Genomic DNA, 19,547 nt, shown 5'->3' with positions numbered 1-19,547 from the left:
GCGGCACGCCGACCACCCGGTCCCCGCCGCCCGGCCCGCGGGCCGGGCGGCGGGTGCCCTCAGGGCGCGGCGCCGACCCGCTCGGCGGGCGTGCCGGCCGTCCGGCGTGCGTCGATGCGGTCCCACAGGGTCAGCAGCGGGGTGGCCATCACCGTCGTCACCAGCGCGACCACGACCAGCACCGCGAACATCGACGGTGTCACGATGCCGGCCGCCAGCCCGATGTTGATCGCGATGAGCTGCATCAGGCCCCGCGCGTTCATCAGCGTGCCGATGCGCAGCGCGACCGCGCCCTCCTCGCCGGCCGCCCGCGCCGCCAGCCAGCAGGCGCCCAGCTTGCCGAGGACGGACAGGGCGACGCAGCCCACGGTGAACAGCAGCAGGCCGGGCGAGGCCAGCAGCGCGAAGTCGGTGTTCAGGCCGGAGTAGGTGAAGAACAGGGGCAGGAAGACGATCCGGCTGATCGGCCCGATCGCCTCGATGGCCCGGTCCACCGGTTCGGAGCGCGGGAAGACCACGCCCAGGCTGAACGCGCCGAAGACGGCGTACAGGCCGATGCGGTCGGTGTACCAGGCGGCGAGGAAGAGCACGACCACGGTGATCAGCAGCAGCTCGTCGGGGTGCCGGCGGTTGATCAGGCCCGTCATCCGGGTGGTGGAGCGGGCGAGCAGGGCGAGGACGATCACCAGGCCGACGCTCCCGGCGAGGGCGATGACCAGCGGTCCGGTGCCGGAGCCGGTCAGGCTCAGCACCCCGGCGAGCAGCACCCACGCCAGCGCGTCGTCCACCGCTCCGGACGCCAGGGACAGCGAGCCGAAGCGGGTGCCGGTCAGGCCGCGCTCGGTGATGATGCGGGCCAGCATGGGGAACGCGGTGATGGCGAGGGTCACGCCGACGAAGAGGGCGGAGACGACGACGGACACGTCCGCCGGGAAGATGCCGCCGATCCGGCCGTGGACGGCGTAGGTCAGCCCCACGCCGAGCGCGAGGGGGACGGCGATGCCGGCCGCCGAGATCATCGCGGCCGGTTTGGCCACCGTCCGGATATTGGCCGTACGGAATTCGTACCCGGTCTGGAACATGAAGACGACCAGGCCGATCTGCCCGGCGACGTACAGCGCGGGCCGCAGCTCCGGCGGGAAGAGGGCCTCCTCCACGCCGGGCGCCAGCAGGCCCAGCACGGACGGCCCCAGCACCACGCCGGCGGCCATCTCGCCCACCACGGGCGGCTGGCCCAGCGCGCGCAGGGCGCGGGCGACGAGCCGGCAGACGAGCAGGATGACGACGACGGCCAGGAAGAAGACCGGCCCTAACTCCGTGATGGACATGACGGAACGCCCTTCGGCTCGCGGATGGGGTGGAGCTGGGCTCGCGGATGAGGTGGAGCTGGGCTCTCGGACGGGATGGGAGCTGGGCTCGCGGATCGGTTGCGGGTACGCGGGTCGGGCGTGTGGGTACGCGGGTCGGGCGTACGGATCAGCTGTGCGGGTACGGGCAGCGCGCCGGCCCGTCGGTGCCGGCCGGCAGCGGGACGCCCTGGGTGTCGTGGGCGGCGAAGTAGCGTGCGGCCGGTCGCAAGCGGCGGGCGTCCAGCACCATCCACGTACCGAGGACGAGCTGGGTGCAGCTGCGCCACACGTCCTCCCACCGGTCGCGCACCCGCAGGAAGACCCGGGCGGCGAGCAGCCGGTACGGCGGCAGCGGACGGTCGCGCCGGACCAGCAGGCAGGGGGCGCGGTGCGGGATGGAGCGGGTGTGCGCGACGCCGGAGTGGAGGGTGAAGCGGCGCAGCACCTCGCGGGTCGCGGCGTGCATGGCCAGCGGGGCCAGCCGCCAGGCCGGGCAGGGCCGGTTGGCGGCGACGCCGAACGGGATGTGGTGCTGGTCCCTGGCGACGAGGCGGTCCCAGCGGTCGGGGTCGAAGACGTCCGGGTCGGTGTAGCCGGTGGCGTGGTAGTCGGGGTAGTTGAAGCACAGTACGGAGCCGGCGGGCAGGACGGTGTCCGGGCCGAGCGGGATGTCGTCCGTGCTGATGCGGTGGGCGACGCCGAAGAGCGGGTAGAGCCGCAGCGTCTCGTTGAGGACGTTGGCGAAGTAGCGGTCGTCGTCCGGCGCCGCGGCCAGTTTCCGCCGGACGTCCGGGTGCTGGGCCAGGACGAGCAGCAGGTGGGCCATGGCCTCGGACATCTGGACGACGGCCGTGTTGAAGAACGTGCCCTGGAGGTAGTGCGCCTGCTGCTGCGGCGAGAGGCCGTCCGGCAGGTGGTGCCGGGGTACCTGCCCGGCGTCGATGCGCTGCCGCAGGTGGCGGGTGAGGCGGTCACGGCGGGCGAGGTGGCGCGGCCGGGTGCACTTCAGGGAGTTGACCACGTCCTCGGCGTTGTCCACGATCAGGCGCCGGACGTACGGCGGGCACGGTTCGCGGAAGACCAGGCCGTGGAAGAACTCCGCCCAGACCGGCATCATCAGGTCGCGCAGCCGTACGAAGGCGGCGCGGCCGGTGACCAGTTCGTCCAGTACGGCGGCGGTACGGCGGGCCACGGCGGCGGACAGGTCCTGGCTGGGCCCGGCGAGCACGGCGAGGGTGGTGCGGGCCACCTCGTCGTAGCGCGGGCCGTCCTCCAGGTGCTCCTGGTGGACCTCGGGGCCGGGCGCGAGCCAGTACCAGAAGAGGTCCGAGAGGGCAGCGCCCCGGCTGCGGCCGTTGGCGGCGGGGTGGGAGTAGATCTCCTGGAAGCGGTCGGCGGGGACGTCGGCGTTGGGGAAGGCGATGCCCTCGTCGCCGTTGATGCGGGCGAAGAGCGCGACGCGGACGGCGACGACGGAGCGCGGCAGCCAGTACGGGACGGAGAGGGCGGCGGCCGCCGCGCTGAGCAGCCGTACGGTCCGGAAACGGCCGGGGGCCCGGGTGCGGCTCATCCGTCACCCCCGTCCGGTACGGCAAAAGGAGCGCGGTCCCGCACTCCCCCGCGGGCGACGACGAGGTCCGGTCCGAGGTCGGCCGGGCCGGTGCCGCCGCACAGTGCCAGTACGTGGTCGAACTCCGCGCGCAGCAGCTCCAGTACGTGCCGGACGCCGTCCTCGCCGTCCGCGGCCAGGCCCCACAGCACCGGGCGGCCGATGCCGACGGCCGACGCGCCCAGCGCGAGGGCCACGGCGGCGTCGGAGCCCCGGCGGACACCGCCGTCCAGCAGTACCGGCACCCGGCCCGCGACGGCCTCGGCGACGGCGGGCAGCGCCTCGACGCTGGCCGGTGCCGCGTCGAGCTGCCGGCCGCCGTGGTTGGAGACCAGCAGGCCGTCCACGCCCTCGGCGACGGCGAGCCGCGCGTCCGCGGGGTGCAGGACGCCCTTGAGCAGCACGGGCAGCCGGGTCTGCGCCCGCAGCCTGCGCAGGTCGTCCCAGGAGAGCCCCGGTGACATGGCGATGTCGCGGGGGCGGCCGTCGGGCGCGCCGGGCAGGCCGCGCATGTTCTCGGCGGCCAGGCCGTCGGGCAGGTCGTCGAAGCCGTGCCGGGCGTCGCGTTCGCGGCGGCCGAAGACGGGCGAGTCGACCGTGACGACCAGTGCCGTGCACCCGGCCCGCTCCGCCCGGCGGACCAGCGCGAGCGTGACCTCCGGTTCGGGTTGCAGGTAGAGCTGGAACCAGACGGCCGCTCCGGCCCGTACGGCGCGGGCGGCGGCGGTGACCTCGGCCACCGGCACGGTCGCCGCCATGCCGGTGACCAGGACCGTCCCGGCCGCCGCCGTCGCGCGGGCGGTGGCGGTCTCGCCCCGCGGGTGGGCGAGGCGGTGGAAGGCGGTGGGCGAGACCAGGACGGGCAGGGAGAGGCGGTCGCCGCACAGCGTCACGGACAGGTCGCGGGTGGCCGCCCCGCGCAGCACGCGGGGCAGCAGCGCGAGCCTGCGGAACGCCGCTTCGTTCTCCTGGAGCGCCGTCTCCCCTCCGGCGCCCCCGTCGAAGAAGTCGTACACCCGCGGGTCCAGCCGCTCCCGCGCCCGCTCGCGCAGGTCGGCGAGGGTGGGGATCACGGCCGGGCCGCCGGGGCCGGATCGGGGAACCGGGCGCTCAGGAAGTTCCGCAGGGGGGTGCGGTGGACCTCCTCGCTGTCCCACTCGTTCTCCAGGTTCTCGGTGATGTGGTGTTCGGCGGTCGCCTTGCCGGGGGCGGCGCCGTCGAAGGCGCGGACCACCGGGTGCAGGTAGCGGCCGTCCAGACCGGTGGTGTCCTGCTGGGAGATCCGGCCGGCGGTGATGTCGAACGGGTTCACCTTGTCGTGGCCCTCGCCGTATTCGAGGGTGACGGTGAAGTACTGGCCGACGTCGCCGAATTCGCCGTTCGCCACGGCGGTGTGCAGGTGGTCGACCGGGACCTCCTCGCAGTAGCGGACCGTCCCGTCCCGGTCGGCGAGCACCGCGTCGCCGAGGAAGGAGAACACCTGGAAGAGCGCCGAGCTGCGGTTGACGCGGGCGATGACGGCGTCGGTGACCGCCCCGGCGGTGGCGGGCAGGGCGCGGGCGGGCCAGGGGCGGCCGTGGTGGCGGGCTTCGAGGATGCGGTGCAGGGCCCGTACGCCGTACCGGAAGCCGTGGATGAAACCACTGGTGGATTTCTTGAAATCGCGCACCTGGGTGATGGTGCCGGCGAAGTACAGGCCGGGGACGTTCGGGGATTCCCAGGCGTCGGTCTGGGCCGGGAAACGGTCGTTGATGGCGAGTTCGGGACGGCACTCCGGTGCGAATATCGACGGATCGAAGCGGAATCCGGTGGCGAGAATGACGCGGTCGTAGGGGATGTCCTTGACGACCTCGTTGACCCGGGAAAAGGAAACGGACACCACATAGGAGCCGTCCGGCTGCTGCCGGATACGCAAGATATGCCCGTCCAGTACCGCGTTCTGCAATTTGAGCTGATAGGTGTCGAGGAAGTTGTTGTTGACGGCCCGCAGGTGCCCGACGAAATGGGTCTGCCAGGCGAGCTTCAGTGAGCCGGGGCCCGCCACATGGATGACGGAGGCGGTCTCGATGAGGTTGTCGGCGGTCTCGAACGCGGAGTTGCCGCGGCCGATGATCAGCACCCGCTGCCCGGTGAAGGCGGCCGGGTCGACGTCCACCTCGTCGTAGCGCTCGACCGTCTCGACGCCCTCGATGCCGGGGATGTACGGGCGGGTGACGCCGGTCGCGACGATGAGCCGCCGCGCCCGGTAGGCGGTGCCGTCCTCGGCGCGGACGAGGAAGTCGCCGGGCCCGTCCGGGCCGCCGCCGGGCCGGGATATCCCGGTGACCCGGGTGCCGTAGCGGATCCGCAGGCGGTGGGTGGTGGCGAAGTCGGCCAGATAGCCGACCATCTCCTCGGCGGCCGGGAAATAGCGCGGGGTGCGCTCGGTGAACAGCGGGGTGTGCTCGTCGGAGAGCAGCGAGTTCCAGTCGGTGCGCATGTTCAGCTCGGGGTCGTCCCAGCCGGTGTGCACCTTGTTGATCGAGATGAGGGTGCGGTGGCGGGGGAAGCGGGTGAAGAACGCACCGGGAGCCGCACCCGACTCCACGATGAGATAACTGCGCCCGGTCTGTTGCAGGAAATATCCGGCTTGTAATCCCGCGGGGCCCGCCCCGACCACCAGATAGTCCATCGTTTCTTCGTGGCTCACGCAATTCTCCTGTCACCAGCGGGGGATGGAGATGGAGCGGAATCCGACATTACTTGAGCATTAAAGGACGCCACCAGTGCGCGATCAAGTGATCTGCGTCACATCCATTCCCAGGTTTGCGAGTACGCTGCACAAGCCAGAGTCACAAGGTCCGGGACTTTTACCCGGAACGTCCTTCTGTCGCGCCCCGGCGGGCCGCCGCATTACTCTGCCCGCACTCCCGGCCCCGCTTGTCCCGCCGGTCCCGTGACGCATTTCAGCCGTTCACACCCACCGGAGCGGATACGAAATGAACCAGCCAGCCGAAAGCCCTTTCCCGCAGCCCCTCGTCGACGCCTTCCGACGGCAGCCGGACGTACCGGCGTTTGAACACCGGGGGCGCGCCGTCCCGCGCCGCGAGGTCCTGGACCTGACCGGCCGCTGTGTGCGCGGGCTGCGCGCCGCGGGCGTGGGCCCCGGCTCGTCCGTCGCGGTGGCCGCCGGTGTCACGCCCGAAGCGTTCGCCCTGCACATCGCGGCGCACCTGCTGGGCGCCCGGCTGACCGGCCTGCGCCCCGGCCTGCCGCCGGGGCACCTCGCGCGGACCCTGGCCGGCGGCATCGACGTCCTCGTGCACGACGAGCCGTCGGGCTCCCCCGAACTCCTCGCGGCGGCGGGCCGCCTCGTCCGGCTCGGCCTGGAGAAAGACCTGCTGAGCACGCCGGAACCCGCCTCCCCCGACGACCTCGTGGCGCGCGGCCGCCCGGACGACATCGCCCTGATCACCCTGACCAGCGGCAGCACCGGACAGCCCAAGAGGTGCGCGCACACCTACCGCGGCCTGACCGCGAGCTGGTCGTGGCAGCCGGCCCGCCGGTCCCCGCGGACCACCGCGCTCGCGGCGGCCTACGCGCGCTTCCTGCTCTTCGGCACCCTCACCAGCGCGGTGATCTTCGAGCACCTGGGACTGTGCCTGCTGGGCGGCGGCACCGCCGTCATCCCCGACCCGCCACTGTCCTTCCCGGAGGTCTTCGCACGGCACCGCATCACCGCCTGCCTGCTGACCGTCCCCCGGCTGCACCACATCCTCAACACCCTGCGCACCGACACCGATAACACCATCGACCTCACGAGCCTGCGTGCCTTACTCGTGGCCGGATCTCCCCTGGCGCCCCACCGGCTCGCCGAGGCGGCCGAACGTCTCGGCCCGGTCGTGCACCAGGGCTACGGACAGACCGAGACCGGGATGCTGACCCTGCTCACCCCCGACGACCTGGCCCGCCGGCCGGACACGGCGTACGGCACGGTGGGGCGGCCGCTGGACGGGGTGGACATCAGCGTGCGCGACCCGGCCGACGGGCAGCCGGTTCCCGACGGCGCGGCCGGGGAGATCTGGGTCCGCAGCGCCGGGGTGCTGGCCGGTTACCACCAGGACGAGGCGGAGACCCGCGCCGTACTGCGCGACGGCTGGGTGCGCACCCGCGACCTCGGCCGTCTCGACGAGCACGGCTTCCTGCGGCTCACCGGGCGCACCCGCGACGTGATCATCGTCAACGCCGTCCTGCACTACGCCGGCGCGATCGAACAGGCCCTGGCCCGGCACCCGGACGTCGACCAGGCATACGTCGTGGGCGCGCCGGACGAGCGGACCGGCGAGGCCGCCCACGCGTTCGTCGTACCGACGGCGGAACGGCGGCCCGACCCGGCGGCGCTGCGCGCGCACGTCGCCGCGGAACTGGGCCCGGCGAGCGTGCCCGCCACGATCACCGTCATACGGGAGGTGCCGGTGGCGGCGAGCGGCAAGCCGGACAAGAAGGCGCTGCTGGCGCGGGTGGGGACGGATCTGGCGGCGGAGTGAGGAATCGCCGCCCGTACGGCGGTCGCTCAGCCCGCCTGGACCGTGGCCCGCAGCGTGCCGTCCGGACCGGCGACCAGCACCGGCGTCCCGGCGCCGCCGAGGTCCCGTACGGCCGCGCGGTCCTCGTCCGAGGCCGTCCCGGCCTCGGTCACCACGGCCGCCGCCTCCAGCGACTGCGCGCCGCTCGCGACGGCCATGGCCACCGCCGTACGCAACGCGCTGAGCCTCAACGACTCCAGGGCGACGGTCCCGGCGACATAGGTGCGCCCGGTCTCGTCACGGACGGCGGCGCCCTCCGGCACCCCGTTGCGGGCGCGCGCGGAACGGGCCAGCGTGATGATCTTGCGGTCTTCCGGGTCCAGCGGTGCGGCTTCGCTCATACGGGCGAGCATATGCGTCCCGCGGCCCGGCGGGCACGAGGGGGCGTACGGCCATGGCGTGCGCGGGCGGGCTTACGACCGGCCGGGCGCGAGGAGGCAGGCGTACGGCCGTGACCGGCTCGCCGCCTCACCCCGCCACCGAGTACATCCCGCCCCGGCGCCCCTCCGGCGACGTCAGCCACTCCAGCTTCGCCGCCGTGTCGGTCTCCGCCGACCGGCGCGGGTTGTGCAGCACGATGGTCAGGTCCGGGCGGGCCGGAACCCGCAGCTGGGTGGTCTCGAAGAGCAGCGTGCCGACGAGCGGGTGCTCCAGCTCCTTGTGGATCTGCCCGCCGTCCTGCACGTCCCCGCGCGCCCACAGCGCCGCGAACTCCTCGCTGGCCGCCGACAGTTCCCGTACGACCGACTCGTACCCCTCGTCGCCGGGACGGCTCGACCAGGCCGCCCGGTACTGGGCCACCACCCCCGGCGCGTTCCGCTCCCAGCTCGCGGCGCGGGCACGGTAGACCGGGTCGGTGAAGAACGCGATCACGCAGTTCATGTCGACGCCGTCATGGCCGTGGTTCAGGACGAGCCGCGCCGCCTCGTTGTAGGCGACGTTGTTCCAGTACGGGTCCAGGATGTGCGCCGGGAACGGCATCCACGCGTCGATCAGCCGCTGGAGGCCCTCGCACATGTCGAGCACCGCGGGGTCCGGGTCCTGCCGCAGCGGCGGGTTGAGCCCGGCCAGCACGTACAGGTGCCGCCGCTCGGTGGCGCTCAGCCGCAGCACCCGCGCCACGGAGTCCAGCACCTGCGGCGAGACGGTGATGTCCCGCCCCTGCTCCAGCCACTGGTACCAGGAAGCACCGACCCCGGCGAGCACCGCGACCTCTTCGCGGCGCAGCCCCGGCGTGCGGCGGCGCCCGCCGTCGGGCAGGCCCGCGTCACCCGGGCTGACCCGGGCGCGGCGGCTCATCAGGAAGTCCCGCAACTCCTGCCGCCGCCGCGTCCCGGCGCCGCCGGACACCCCTGTCATCGGTACGGATTCCACCCGTGCGGACTCGCCCACGCCGTTCCCCCTGTCGGCTGCGTTCACCGGCCGCCACCGCGGCCCGGCGGTCCGGGCCTTGCCTGGTGGTCCGGACACCATGACAAGGCGGGGCCGTCCCCGGGGTATTCCTCATTCCCTGCCGGAGCAGGGAATCACAGGCCGAAGCTCAGTCCGGTGGGCTGCTTGAACGTGCCGTCCCCGTTGCCCTTCCACAGCAGCTCGGGGCCGCCACGCATGTACCCCTGAGCCAGGAGGTCGTCCTTGCCGTCACCGTCGAAGTCGGCCGCGACGAGGGACTGGTAGAGGAAATCGTTCATCAGCTCCTGACGAGCGCCGAAGACGCCGCTCTTGTCACCGGTCAGGAGGAAGAGCCTGGTGTCGGCGGAGTGCAGCTTGTGCGTGGCGAGGTCGGTGATGCCGTCGCCGTTGAAGTCACCCGCTGCGAACACGTTGAAGCCATCGGTTTTGGTCTCGATTTCGGCCGCCCTCTTGGCCGGGGCGAAGGTACCGTCCCCATGGCCCGCCCACAGGTATATGCCGTTCCGTGAGCTGTCCAGGACCGCGAAATCGGCCTTGCCGTCGCCGTTGAAGTCACCGGCCATCACATCGTCGCTGAGGTCACCACCGACGGCGACCGCGTGCTTGGGCTCGAAGCCCCCGTCCTTGTTCCCGGCCAGAAGATACAGACGGCCGTCGTCGGCGCGGGTGATGAGGTCGGTCTTGCCGTCACCGTTGAAGTCGGCAGCGGCCGTCATGCCGAAGTCCCAGTTGCGGACGAGGAGAGCAGGGCTGTCGAACGAGCCGTCCTTGTGCCCCTTGCGCACCGACAAGTTGTCAGGAGAGGTCATGTTGTCGGGGTCCGACTGACTCATGGTGAACAGGTCAGCGACGCCGTCGCCGTCATAGTCCGCGGCGGCCACGATGCTCTCGGGCCCCGGCAGCTCCGGGCTCACCCCGCCCCCCGCAGCCTGCGCCGACCCCGCAGTCCCCAGTGCGACGGAGGCGGCGGCCCCCGCCGCGAGAAGTCTTGCCGTCCAGGCGGTACGCGCGTTCTTGCGAGACATGAAGTCCCCCCATGGGTCGTCGAAGGAGCCGCCGGAGGAGGTCTGTGCGGTCTACACATCCTCGACATTTCCGGCCGCTTATAAGCATTATATGTGGGTGGACAGCCTGAAATAAGAGCGAGTTACGGCAACTTCCGGGAATACTCGGGCAAGTCATGCCTTGACACATGCCTGGTGGTCCGGACACCACGATAAGTTCCCGCTCCCCACGCCGTGTTCGTGAGCCGCAGGCTCCTCGTATGCCAACCGACACACTCCCGCCCTCCCCGGCTCCCCTCGCCGGCACACCCGCTTCCGCCCCGGTGCCCCCGCCCGCCCCCGCGCGGATGTCCGCCCGCGCCAAGCTGATCCTTCTCCTGCTCTGCGCCGCGCAGTTCATCGTCGCGCTGGACTTCTCGATCCTGAACGTGGCGCTGCCGGTGCTCGGCCGGGACCTGGGCATGGGGCAGGCCGACCTCCAGTGGGCGGTCACCGCGTTCGCGCTGCCGTCCGGCGGTTTCCTGCTGCTGTTCGGGCGGATCGCCGACCTGTACGGGCGGCGCCGGCTCTTCCTCACCGGGCTCGCCCTCTTCGCGGCGGCCTCCCTGCTGGCCGCGCTGGCCTGGAGCCCGGCCGTGTTCCTGGCCGGGCGGGCACTGCAGGGGCTGGGGGCCGCGGTCATCGTGCCCACCGGCATGTCCCTGCTGACCACCACGTTCGCCGAGGGCCCGCAGCGCGAACGCGCGCTCGGGATCAGCGGCACCCTGCTCTCGACGGGCTTCACCATCGGCATGGTCCTCGGCGGTGTGCTGACCGACTCGCTCGGCTGGCGTTCGACGATGGGCGTGCTGGCCGTGGCCGGGATCGCCGTGCTGGCCGTCGCGCCGGCGCTGCTCACCGAGTCCAGGCACCCCGCGCGTCCCCGCATCGACGTGCCCGGCGCGGTGACCGTGACCGGCGGTCTGCTCGCGCTGATCTACGCGCTGTCCACGGCCGCCGAGGCGGGCTTCGGCCGCCCCGACGTGCCCGTCGCGCTGGTCCTCGGCCTCGTCCTGCTCGTCGCGTTCGTGATCGTGGAGTCCCGGGCCGCCCAGCCGCTGGTGTCCCTGCCGATGCTGCGCCGCCCCACGGTGGCGTGGGGCAACCTGGCGGGCCTGGTCACCTTCTCGATGATGAGCGCGGTGGTCTTCCTGCTGACGCTCCACCTCCAGGAGGTGCTGCACCTCTCCGCCTTCCTCACCGGCCTGGTCTTCGGCGTGCAGGGGATCTTCGCGGTGCTCTCCGGCGTCGTCGCGCCGAAGGTCATCGGGCGGATCGGCGCCCGCCGTACCCTGCTCACCGGGCTGGCGGTGCAGGCCGTCTTCACCGCGGCGCTGCTGGGCATGGGCACCGACGCGTCCGGCGTCTGGCTCGCGGCGGTCGCGATGACGGTCGCCTGCTTCGGGCACCTGTGGGCGATCGTCTCGTACGGAGTGATCGTGACCTCCGGGGTGCCGGACACCGAACAGGGCCTGGCCACCGGCCTGGTGACCAGCTCCCAGCAGATCGGCATCACCATCGGCATCCCGCTGCTGAGCGCCCTCGCGTCGGGCCGGATCGCGGCCCTGCGCGAGGACGGCGCGGGCTTCGCGGACGCCACGCTCGGCGGCATCAGGCTGGGGCTCGGCGCGGACGCGGCCGTCGTCGCGGTCATCGCGGTGCTGGCCGCCGTCGGCCTCTCCCGGGCCGCCCGCCGGACCCGCGCGGACTACGCGCCCTCGAAGTAGGCCGACGGAGTGGTGCCCAGCGCCCGCCGGAACATCGCCGTGAAGGCGCTGGGGGTGGCATAGCCGAGGCCGGTGGCGACGGAGGTGACCGGTGTACCCCTGGCCAGCAGGGTGACCGCGTGGACGAGCCTGGCCTGCTGCACCCAGCGGGCCGGGCTCATCCCCGTCGCGGCGCCGAACCTGCGGTGCAGGCTGCGCGCGCTCAGGTGGGCGTGGGCCGCGGCGTACGGGGTCGTCCAGCTGTCGCCGGGGCTGCGCCGGATCGCCGCGCACAGGTCCTGGAGCCGGGGATCGTCCGGGGTGGGCAGGTACAGGGCCGGTACCGGGCGCGGGGCGAGTTCGTGGAGGAGGAGGGCCATCACCGTGCCGTCGCGGCCCTCCACGTCGTACTCCAGCGGCAGCCGGGTGGCCTCGTCGATCAGTTCGCGCAGCAGCGGGGAGACCGAGACGACGGTCGGGGCGTCGGGCAGCCGCCAGGCGGACTGCGGCTCGATGTAGAGGGTGCGCATGGCGACCGCGCCCGCGCAGGTCATCGCGTGGGTGAGCCCGGCGGGCACCCACACACCGCGGGTCGCGGGGACCACCCACACGCCGTGCCCGGTGGCGACCGTGATCGCGCCGGTGGTGCCGTAGATCAGCTGGGCGCGGAGGTGGTGGTGACCGGGGATGTGGTGGCCGTCCGGGAGGTCGCGGGCCATCGCGGCGACCGGCCTGGGTACGTGCTGGTAGTCGTCCCGGTCCTCGCTCTTGCCGTACACGGCCCGCACACCGTCCCCTCGCCCCCTGGCACGTTCTCGACAGAAGTTGGCACTCCCGCACAAGCCTGCCACAACGGCCCCGGCCTAGCGTCGGGTCATGTGATCGAACCCGCTTCCGCTCCCCCGCGCACCGGCCGCCCGCCCCGCTCCGGGCTGACCCGCCCGACAGCGCTGCTGCTCGCCGCGACCAGCGCCGTGACCGCCGCCAACGTCTATCTGAACCAGCCGCTGCTGGGCGCCGCCGCCGACTCGCTCGGCGTGGCCCCGGACGTCCTCGGCGCGGTGCCCACCGCCACCCAGCTCGGCTACGCGGCAGGCATCCTGCTGCTGGTCCCGGCGGGCGACAGCCACGACCGGCGGCGGCTGATCCTCGGCCTCGGCACGGCCTCCGCCCTCGCGCTCGCCGCCTGCGCCGTGGCCCCCTCCGTGACGTGGCTGGTGGTGGCCGGCTTCGCGGTCGGCCTGCTCTCGCCCGTACCGCAGTTCGTCACACCGCTCGCCGTGGCACTGGCCGCGGGCGGCGGCGACGCGAACCGGGGCCGCGTCGTCGGCACCGTGCAGGCCGGACTGCTGGTCGGGGTGCTCGCGTCCCGCGCGTACTCGGGGGCGCTGGCCGAGCAGGTCGGCTGGCGGGCGGTCTTCGGCTGCTCCTGCGTCCTGACGCTGCTGACGATGCTCGTCCTGCGCCGCGCCCTGCCCCGCGTCCCGGCGGCCGCGCCCACCCCGTACCGGGCCACGCTCGCCTCGCTGCCGCGGCTGTTCGCCGCCCATCCGCTGGTCCGGCGGATCACCGTGTCCGGCGCGCTGGTCGGTGTCGCGTTCGGCGCGTTCTGGACGACGCTGACGTTCCTGCTGGAAGGGGAGTACGGGTACGGGTCGACCGAGATCGGGCTGTTCGGGCTGGTGGCCGCGGCGAGCGCGCTGGCCTCGCCGTACGCCGGGCGGCTGGCCGACCGGCTCGGGCGGCGCGGCGCGCTGGCCGCGCTCATCGGCCTGGTGATCGCGGGCTGGCTGCTCCTGCTGCCGGGCGGCGGCTCACTGTGGTGGCTGCTGGCGGGCGTGGTCGTGCTGGACGTCGGCGTCTGGGGCGGCCAGGCCGCTTCGCAGACGGCGCTGTTCAGCCTCGACCCCGCCGTACACAGCCGCCTCAACACCCTCTACTTCACCCTGCGTTTCCTCGGCATCGCCGTCGGATCGCTGGTGGGGACGGTGGCGTGGTCCGGCGGCGGCTGGCCCGCCGTGGTGGTCACCGGGGCCACCACGGCGCTCGCCGGACTCGTCGTCGCGGTCAGTCCCGACCGGATACTTCCCCGTCGCCGCTGACCGGCTCGCACAGCACCGTGACGATCTTGTTGCGGCGTCCGGCCGGGGCCTCCGCGGTCAGCCGCAGCGCCTTGGGCGAGAGGGCCGAGGCGTTGTCGCTGAGGTCGATCTCGGCCGTGGCGCCCGCGATCGGGACCCGGCCCAGATGCTTGGCGAGCAGACCGCCGACCGTCTCCACGTCCTCGTCGTCCAGCTCCGCGAAGCCGTACAGCTCGCCGAGGTCGCCGATGTCCAGGCGGGCGGTGACGCGGTAGCGGCCGTCGCCCAGGTCCTCGACGGGCGGCAGCTCCCGGTCGTACTCGTCGGTGATCTCGCCGACGATCTCCTCCAGGATGTCCTCGATCGTCACGATGCCGGCCGTACCGCCGTACTCGTCGATGACGACCGCGACGTGATTGCGGTCCTGCTGCATCTCGCGCAGCAGGTCACCGGCGTTCTTCGTGTCGGGCACGAAGACGGCGGGCCGCATCGCCGTGGAGACCAGCTCCGTCTCGGCGTCCCGGCTGATGTGGACCTTGCGGGCGAGGTCCTTCACATACACGACGCCCACGACGTCGTCCTCGTTCTCGCCGGTCACCGGGATACGCGAGAAGCCGGAACGCAGCGCGAGAGTCAGCGCCTGGCGGATGGTCTTGAACCGCTCGACCGAGATCAGGTCCGTACGCGGCACCATCACCTCCCGTACGAGGGTGTCGCCGAGCTGGAAGACGGAGTGCACCATCCGGCGCTCCTCGTCCTCGATCAGCGACTCCTTCTCCGCGAGGTCGACCAGCGAGCGCAGTTCGGCCTCGGAGGCGAAGGGGCCCTGCCGGAACCCCTTGCCCGGCGTCAGCGCGTTGCCCAGAAGGATCAGCAGCCGCGGGATCGGCCCCATGATCCGGGCCAGCGGCAGCAGCACGTACGCCGCGGCGGTGGCGGTGTTCAGCGGGTGCTGGCGGCCGATGGTGCGGGGCGAGACGCCGACCGCGACGTACGAGACCAGCACCATCACCGCGATGGCCACGGTCAGCGCCTGCCAGGTCTGCTCGAAGGAGCGCAGGCAGGCGTACGTCACCAGCACCCCGGCCGCCATCTCGCAGCCGACGCGCACCAGCAGCGCGACGTTGAGATAGCGGACCGGGTCGGCGGCGACGGCGGCCAGTTTCGCGCTGCCGCGCCGCCCGGACCGTACGGCCTCCTCGGCCCGGAAGCTGGTCGTGCGGGCGAGGCCCGCCTCGGCGCAGGCCGCGAGCCACGCGACGACGACGAGGAGGACCGCGACCGCGATCAGCTGGGTGGTCACCGGATCTCCCGCCGTCAGGTGACGGTCGGGGCCGGGGAGGGGCCCGTGAGCCCGCGCTCGGCGCGCCAGCCGTCGATGATCGCCGCCTGGAGGCCGAACATCTCGGCCTTCTCCGAGGGCTCCTCGTGGTCGTAACCGAGGAGGTGCAGGACGCCGTGCACCGTCAGCAGCTGGAGCTCCTCGTCCATGCTGTGCCCGGTCGGCGCCTCCTCACCCTGCTTCTTGGCGACCTCCGGGCACAGCACGATGTCACCGAGGAGCCCCTGCGGCGGCTCCTCGTCGTCCTTGGCCGGCGGACGCAGCTCGTCCATCGGGAAGGACATGACATCGGTCGGCCCCGGCAGGTCCATCCACTGGAGGTGGAGCTGCTCCATGGCGTCGGCGTCGACGACGATGACCGACAGCTCGGAGAGCGGGTGGATGCGCATCCGGGCCACGGCGTAGCGGGCGACGTCCAGGATCGCCTGCTCGTCGATGTCCGTACCGGACTCGTTGTTGACGTCGATCGACATGTAGTGCTGCTTCTCGTTTCTCAGGTTCGCCGGCCGTTTTGGCTGTCGTACTTCTCGTACGCATCGACAATACGGCCGACCAGCTTGTGCCGGACGACGTCCTGGCTGGTGAGGCGCGAGAAGTGCACGTCGTCCAGCCCCTCCAGAATCTCCTGCACCTGCCGCAGCCCGCTCTTCGTCCCACCGCCCGGCAGGTCGATCTGCGTGATGTCACCGGTAATGACGATCTTCGAATCGAAGCCGAGCCGGGTGAGGAACATCTTCATCTGCTCGGGGCTGGTGTTCTGCGCCTCGTCGAGGATGATGAAGGCGTCATTAAGCGTACGCCCACGCATATATGCAAGCGGCGCCACCTCGATCGTCCCCGCCGCCATCAGCCGCGGGATCGAGTCCGGGTCGAGCATGTCGTGCAGGGCGTCGTACAGCGGGCGCAGGTACGGGTCGATCTTTTCGTAGAGGGTGCCGGGGAGGAAGCCCAGGCGTTCGCCGGCCTCGACTGCGGGGCGGGTCAGGATGATGCGGTTGACCTGCTTGGACTGCAGGGCCTGGACGGCCTTGGCCATGGCGAGGTAGGTCTTGCCCGTGCCGGCGGGGCCGATGCCGAAGACGACCGTGTGCTGGTCGATGGCGTCGACGTAGCGCTTCTGGTTCAGCGTCTTGGGGCGGATCGTGCGGCCGCGGTTGGACAGGATGTTCTGGGTGAGCACCTCGGCGGGGGTCTCGCTCGCCGTGCCGTCGCCGTTGCCCGCCGAGCGCAGCATGGCGATGGAGCGCTCCACCGCGTCCTCGGTCATCGGCTGGCCGGTGCGCAGTACCAGCATCATCTCGTCGAAGAGGCGCTGGATGAGGGCGACTTCCGCGGCGTCGCCGACCGCCCGGATCTCGTTGCCCCGTACGTGGATGTCGGTGGCCGGGAAGGCGTTCTCGATGACCCGCAGCAGGGCGTCTCCGGACCCCAGGACCGTCACCATCGGGTGCTTGGCGGGGACGGTGAACTGGGCGTGCGCCTGCGGTCGTGTAGGTGTCTGAGTCATGGGCCGGCTCTCTGGCCTGCTCATCCCCCATTCGTTGCGCTGCGGGAGCGGTGCCCGGCAGCTCGGCTCCTTGGGATACCCAGGGTACGACGGTGCACTGACAAGCCCGAAGCCTTTTCCGGCGTTCCCCTGTTCCCGTGTTCCTCCGGTGACGGGGTGCTCATGGTCCCGTGTTCCGCGTGTGGCCGACTGTTCACGTGGGGCGCCGGAAGGCTCGTGTGGCCGGCCGTTCAGGCGGGGCGGCGGAGGGCTCGTACGACCGGCCGTTCACGCGGGGCGCCGGAGGACTCGTACGACCGGCCGTTCACGCGGGGCGGCGGAAGCCGAGTGTCGGCAGTGCCCGGGCGAGCGGCCAGGTGCGGTCCGTGGCGGGCAGCAACGCGTCGAGGAAGGCGTAGCGGCGGTGGAGCGCGGCCGCGTCCCGGGCGCAGGCCGCCGACGCGGCGCCGCCGTCCGGCGTCCGCCCGTACGCCGCCGCTTCCGCGACCCGCTGCCACCAGGCCGCGATCTCCGCCCAGCCCGGCGCGGACAGCGAGCCCCCGAACTCCTGTACGGAGAGCGCGGCGGTCAGCCCCGCGAAGGCGAGCCGGTCGGCCAGCGGCCAGCCGGCCAGCGAGCCCGTGACGAAGCCCGCCACGAAGACGTCGCCCGCGCCGGTCGGGTCCATCGCCTCGACCGCGATGGCGGGTACCTCGGCGGTCTCGCCGGTCCGTCCGTCGACCGCGTACGCGCCCTCCGCACCCAGCGTGACCACGGCGATCGGCACCAGGTCGGCCAGCTTGCGGGCGGCGGCGCGCGGGCAGTCCAGGCGGGTGTAGCGCATCGCCTCCTCCGCGTTGGGCAGGAAGGCCTCGCAGTGCTCCAGTTCGGCGAGGTCGGCCGGGTCCCAGCGGCCGGTGTCGTCCCAGCCCACGTCCGCGAAGATCCGGCTGCCGCGCTGGGCCGCGCAGCCGAGCCAGCCCTCGGGGCGGCCTGGTTCCAGCGAGGCGACGCAGGCCCGCGACGGCGGCGGGCAGCCCGGCGCGTGCTTGCCGTCGAAGGCGGTGCGGGCGGGGCCGCTGGGTGCCTCGTGGCCGTGCGAGACCATCGTGCGCTCGTCCTCGTACGCCATGGAGACGGTGACCGGCGAGTGCCAGCCCGCGACGGTGCGCGACAGCGACAGGTCGACGTGCTCGCCGCGCTCCAGCGCCTCCCAGCAGTACTCGCCGTACATGTCGTCGCCGAAGGCCGCGGCGAGCGAGGTGCGCAGGCCCAGGCGGGCCAGTGCGGTGGCCATGTTGGCGACGCCGCCGGGGCTGGAGCCCATGCCGCGCGCCCAGGACTCCGTGCCGCGTACCGGTGCCGAGTCCAGGCCGGTGAAGATGATGTCCAGGAAGACCGTGCCGGTGAGGTAGACGTCGGTGGGCGGGTCGCCGTCGGCCCGTACGGCGGCCAGCGGGTCGAGCGCGGGCGCGGGGCCCGGCGGGACGTGGCTGACCGGACCGTTTCCCGTGGTCCGCTGGACATCGTGTGCGCTCACCGTGCCTGCCCCTCTCATCCGTGCGCGTGACGCCAGTCTGCCCGATGCTGCGGTACGTTCCGGCCCATGAGGCTCACGATTTTGGGCGGCGGGGGTTTCCGGGTTCCGCTGGTGCACCGCGCGCTCCTGGACGATCCCGCGCAGGCCGTCTCCGAGGTGACGCTGTACGACACCGACCCGCGGCGGGTGGCCGTGATCGCCTCCGTGCTGGCCCGGCAGGCCGGGCAGCGGACCGGCCCCGGGCGGCCGTCTCCCGTCCGGGTACGGGTCGCGGACTCCCTCGACGACGCGCTGCGCGGCACCGACTTCGTCTTCTCCGCGATCCGGGTCGGCGGCACCGCGGGGCGGATCGCGGACGAGCGGATTCCGCTGGACGCGGGGGTGCTGGGCCAGGAGACGGTGGGCGCGGGCGGCGTGCTGTACGGGCTGCGCACGGTGCCCGTCGCGCTGCACATCGCGGAGCGGGTGGCGGCGCTCGCTCCGGATGCCTGGGTCGTCAACTTCACCAATCCGGCCGGGATCGTCACCGAGGCGATGTCCCAGGTGCTGGGCGAGCGGGTGATCGGTATCTGTGATTCGCCGGTCGGGCTGGTGCGGCGCGCGGCGCGGGCCGCGGGCGCCGATCCGGACCGGGTGACGTACGACTACGTCGGCCTCAACCACCTCGGCTGGCTGCGCTCCTTGACCGCCGAGGACGGCACGGACCTGCTGAGGTCCCTGCTGTCCGATTCCGACGCGCTGATCTCTTTCGAGGAGGGCAAGCTCTTCGGCGCCGACTGGCTGCGCGCGCTGGGCTCGATCCCCAACGAGTACCTGCACTACTACTACTTCCGCCGCGAGACGCTCGCGTCCGTGCAGAACGCGTCCGAGACCCGTGGCGAGTTCCTGGACCAGCAGCAGGGCGGCTTCTTCGAGGCGGCGTCCGGTGTCTCCCCCGAAGAGGCGTACGCCCTCTGGGAGCGCACCCGCCTGGAGCGCGAGGAGACGTACATGGCCGACAGCCGGGAGGCGACCGGCGGCTGGCAGCGCGACACCTGCGACCTGGAGGGCGGCGGCTACGACCAGGTGGCGCTGGCCGTCATGCGCGCCGTCGCGGGCGACCGGCACGCGCGCCTCATCCTGAACGTGCGCAACGGTACGACCGTGCCGCAGCTCGCGCCCGAGGCGATCATCGAGACGGTGTGCGAGGTGGACGCGCACGGCGCGCGGCCGCTGCCGTGCGCGCCCCTGCGCGAGGACCAGCTGGGCCTGATGCTCCAGCTCAAGGCCGTCGAACTGGCGACGGTCGAGGCGGCGGAGTTCAAGGACCGGGACGCGGCCCTTCGCGCGGTGGCGCTGCATCCGCTGGTGGACTCGCCGGCGGTGGCCGCCCGCATTCTGGAGCGGGCGGCCACGGACTGACGCGGACCGGGG

The 19,547-nt window shown here is 72.6% G+C and carries 16 protein-coding genes; 4 read left to right on the top strand and 12 right to left on the bottom strand.

The genetic code is table 11. The annotated features are described in order from the left end of the window. Positions 1 to 59: 59 nt before the first annotated feature. The 4 genes from A6A06_RS13830 to A6A06_RS13815 form a co-directional block, all read right to left on the bottom strand. A complete protein-coding gene (locus A6A06_RS13830) occupies positions 60 to 1,328 on the bottom strand; it encodes a cation:proton antiporter (RefSeq protein WP_073761498.1) in 1,269 nt (422 codons plus the stop codon). Between the two features lie 148 nt (positions 1,329 to 1,476). Beyond that, positions 1,477 to 2,919 (bottom strand): cytochrome P450, encoded by a 1,443-nt coding sequence (locus tag A6A06_RS13825; protein ID WP_079194001.1) that lies wholly within the window; start codon positions 2,917 to 2,919, stop codon positions 1,477 to 1,479. Further along, positions 2,916 to 4,031 carry an alpha-hydroxy acid oxidase gene (locus A6A06_RS13820; protein ID WP_073761497.1) on the bottom strand — a complete coding sequence of 372 codons (1,116 nt, stop codon included), beginning with the start codon at positions 4,029 to 4,031 and terminating at the stop codon, positions 2,916 to 2,918. The genes A6A06_RS13825 and A6A06_RS13820 overlap by 4 nt, the downstream gene beginning before the upstream one ends. Beyond that, positions 4,028 to 5,629, bottom strand: a complete 1,602-nt coding sequence (locus A6A06_RS13815; protein WP_073761496.1) for an NAD(P)-binding domain-containing protein — start codon at positions 5,627 to 5,629, stop codon at positions 4,028 to 4,030. Before A6A06_RS13815 ends, A6A06_RS13820 begins: the two co-directional genes overlap by 4 nt. 307 nt (positions 5,630 to 5,936) lie before the next feature. On the opposite strand from A6A06_RS13815, the gene A6A06_RS13810 reads away from it, so the two are divergent. After that, on the top strand, positions 5,937 to 7,484 hold the full coding sequence (locus A6A06_RS13810; RefSeq protein WP_073761495.1) for a class I adenylate-forming enzyme family protein: 1,548 nt from the start codon (positions 5,937 to 5,939) through the stop codon (positions 7,482 to 7,484). 26 nt (positions 7,485 to 7,510) lie between these two features. Here the strand turns inward: A6A06_RS13810 and A6A06_RS13805 are convergent, their stop codons facing one another. From A6A06_RS13805 to A6A06_RS13795, 3 genes are all read right to left on the bottom strand, one after another. Next, on the bottom strand, positions 7,511 to 7,864 hold the full coding sequence (locus A6A06_RS13805) for a cytidine deaminase (RefSeq protein ID WP_073762134.1): 354 nt from the start codon (positions 7,862 to 7,864) through the stop codon (positions 7,511 to 7,513). Between the two features lie 127 nt (positions 7,865 to 7,991). After that, positions 7,992 to 8,882 carry a helix-turn-helix transcriptional regulator gene (locus tag A6A06_RS13800; protein ID WP_073762133.1) on the bottom strand — a complete coding sequence of 297 codons (891 nt, stop codon included), beginning with the start codon at positions 8,880 to 8,882 and terminating at the stop codon, positions 7,992 to 7,994. Positions 8,883 to 9,049: 167 nt separating this feature from the next. After that, positions 9,050 to 9,961: an FG-GAP repeat domain-containing protein gene (locus A6A06_RS13795; protein ID WP_079194000.1), complete on the bottom strand. Its 912-nt coding sequence runs from the start codon at positions 9,959 to 9,961 to the stop codon at positions 9,050 to 9,052. A 239-nt stretch (positions 9,962 to 10,200) separates the two neighbouring features. On the opposite strand from A6A06_RS13795, the gene A6A06_RS13790 reads away from it, so the two are divergent. Further along, complete coding sequence (locus A6A06_RS13790) at positions 10,201 to 11,706, top strand: MFS transporter (RefSeq protein ID WP_079193999.1); 1,506 nt, start codon at positions 10,201 to 10,203, stop codon at positions 11,704 to 11,706. On the opposite strand, the gene A6A06_RS13785 is transcribed toward A6A06_RS13790, so the two are convergent. Further along, complete coding sequence (locus A6A06_RS13785; RefSeq protein ID WP_242440719.1) at positions 11,688 to 12,473, bottom strand: AraC family transcriptional regulator; 786 nt, start codon at positions 12,471 to 12,473, stop codon at positions 11,688 to 11,690. The two genes, A6A06_RS13790 and A6A06_RS13785, sit on opposite strands and share 19 nt — an antisense overlap. Before the next feature lie 90 nt (positions 12,474 to 12,563). On the opposite strand from A6A06_RS13785, the gene A6A06_RS13780 reads away from it, so the two are divergent. Further along, complete coding sequence (locus A6A06_RS13780; protein ID WP_242440718.1) at positions 12,564 to 13,787, top strand: MFS transporter; 1,224 nt, start codon at positions 12,564 to 12,566, stop codon at positions 13,785 to 13,787. Here the strand turns inward: A6A06_RS13780 and A6A06_RS13775 are convergent. The 4 genes from A6A06_RS13775 to A6A06_RS13760 all read right to left on the bottom strand — a co-directional run bounded on the left by A6A06_RS13775 (position 13,753) and on the right by A6A06_RS13760 (position 18,134). Next, entirely contained in the window at positions 13,753 to 15,069 is a 1,317-nt protein-coding gene (locus tag A6A06_RS13775; RefSeq protein ID WP_073761491.1) for a hemolysin family protein, read from the bottom strand. The genes A6A06_RS13780 and A6A06_RS13775 overlap by 35 nt on opposite strands. A gap of 14 nt (positions 15,070 to 15,083) precedes the next feature. Further along, on the bottom strand, positions 15,084 to 15,581 hold the full coding sequence (gene ybeY, locus A6A06_RS13770; protein WP_073761490.1) for an rRNA maturation RNase YbeY: 498 nt from the start codon (positions 15,579 to 15,581) through the stop codon (positions 15,084 to 15,086). A 20-nt stretch (positions 15,582 to 15,601) separates the two neighbouring features. Next, positions 15,602 to 16,615 (bottom strand): PhoH family protein, encoded by a 1,014-nt coding sequence (locus A6A06_RS13765; RefSeq protein ID WP_073761489.1) that lies wholly within the window; start codon positions 16,613 to 16,615, stop codon positions 15,602 to 15,604. 304 nt (positions 16,616 to 16,919) lie between these two features. Next, the gene (locus A6A06_RS13760) at positions 16,920 to 18,134 is read right to left on the bottom strand and encodes a carbohydrate kinase family protein (protein WP_073761488.1); all 1,215 of its coding nucleotides are present in this window, start codon (positions 18,132 to 18,134) and stop codon (positions 16,920 to 16,922) included. A gap of 66 nt (positions 18,135 to 18,200) precedes the next feature. Between A6A06_RS13760 and A6A06_RS13755 the strand changes: the two genes are divergently transcribed. Further along, positions 18,201 to 19,535, top strand: coding sequence for a family 4 glycosyl hydrolase (locus tag A6A06_RS13755; RefSeq protein WP_073761487.1), 1,335 nt, complete (start codon positions 18,201 to 18,203; stop codon positions 19,533 to 19,535). Positions 19,536 to 19,547 lie beyond the last annotated feature (12 nt).

Origin of the sequence: Streptomyces sp. CB02923, from assembly GCF_001905005.1 — a bacterium.
In the GTDB taxonomy this organism is placed as follows: Bacteria; Actinomycetota; Actinomycetes; order Streptomycetales; family Streptomycetaceae; genus Streptomyces.
Note: the sequence above shows the minus strand (reverse complement) of the source record. Positions and strands in the feature narration are given on the sequence as shown.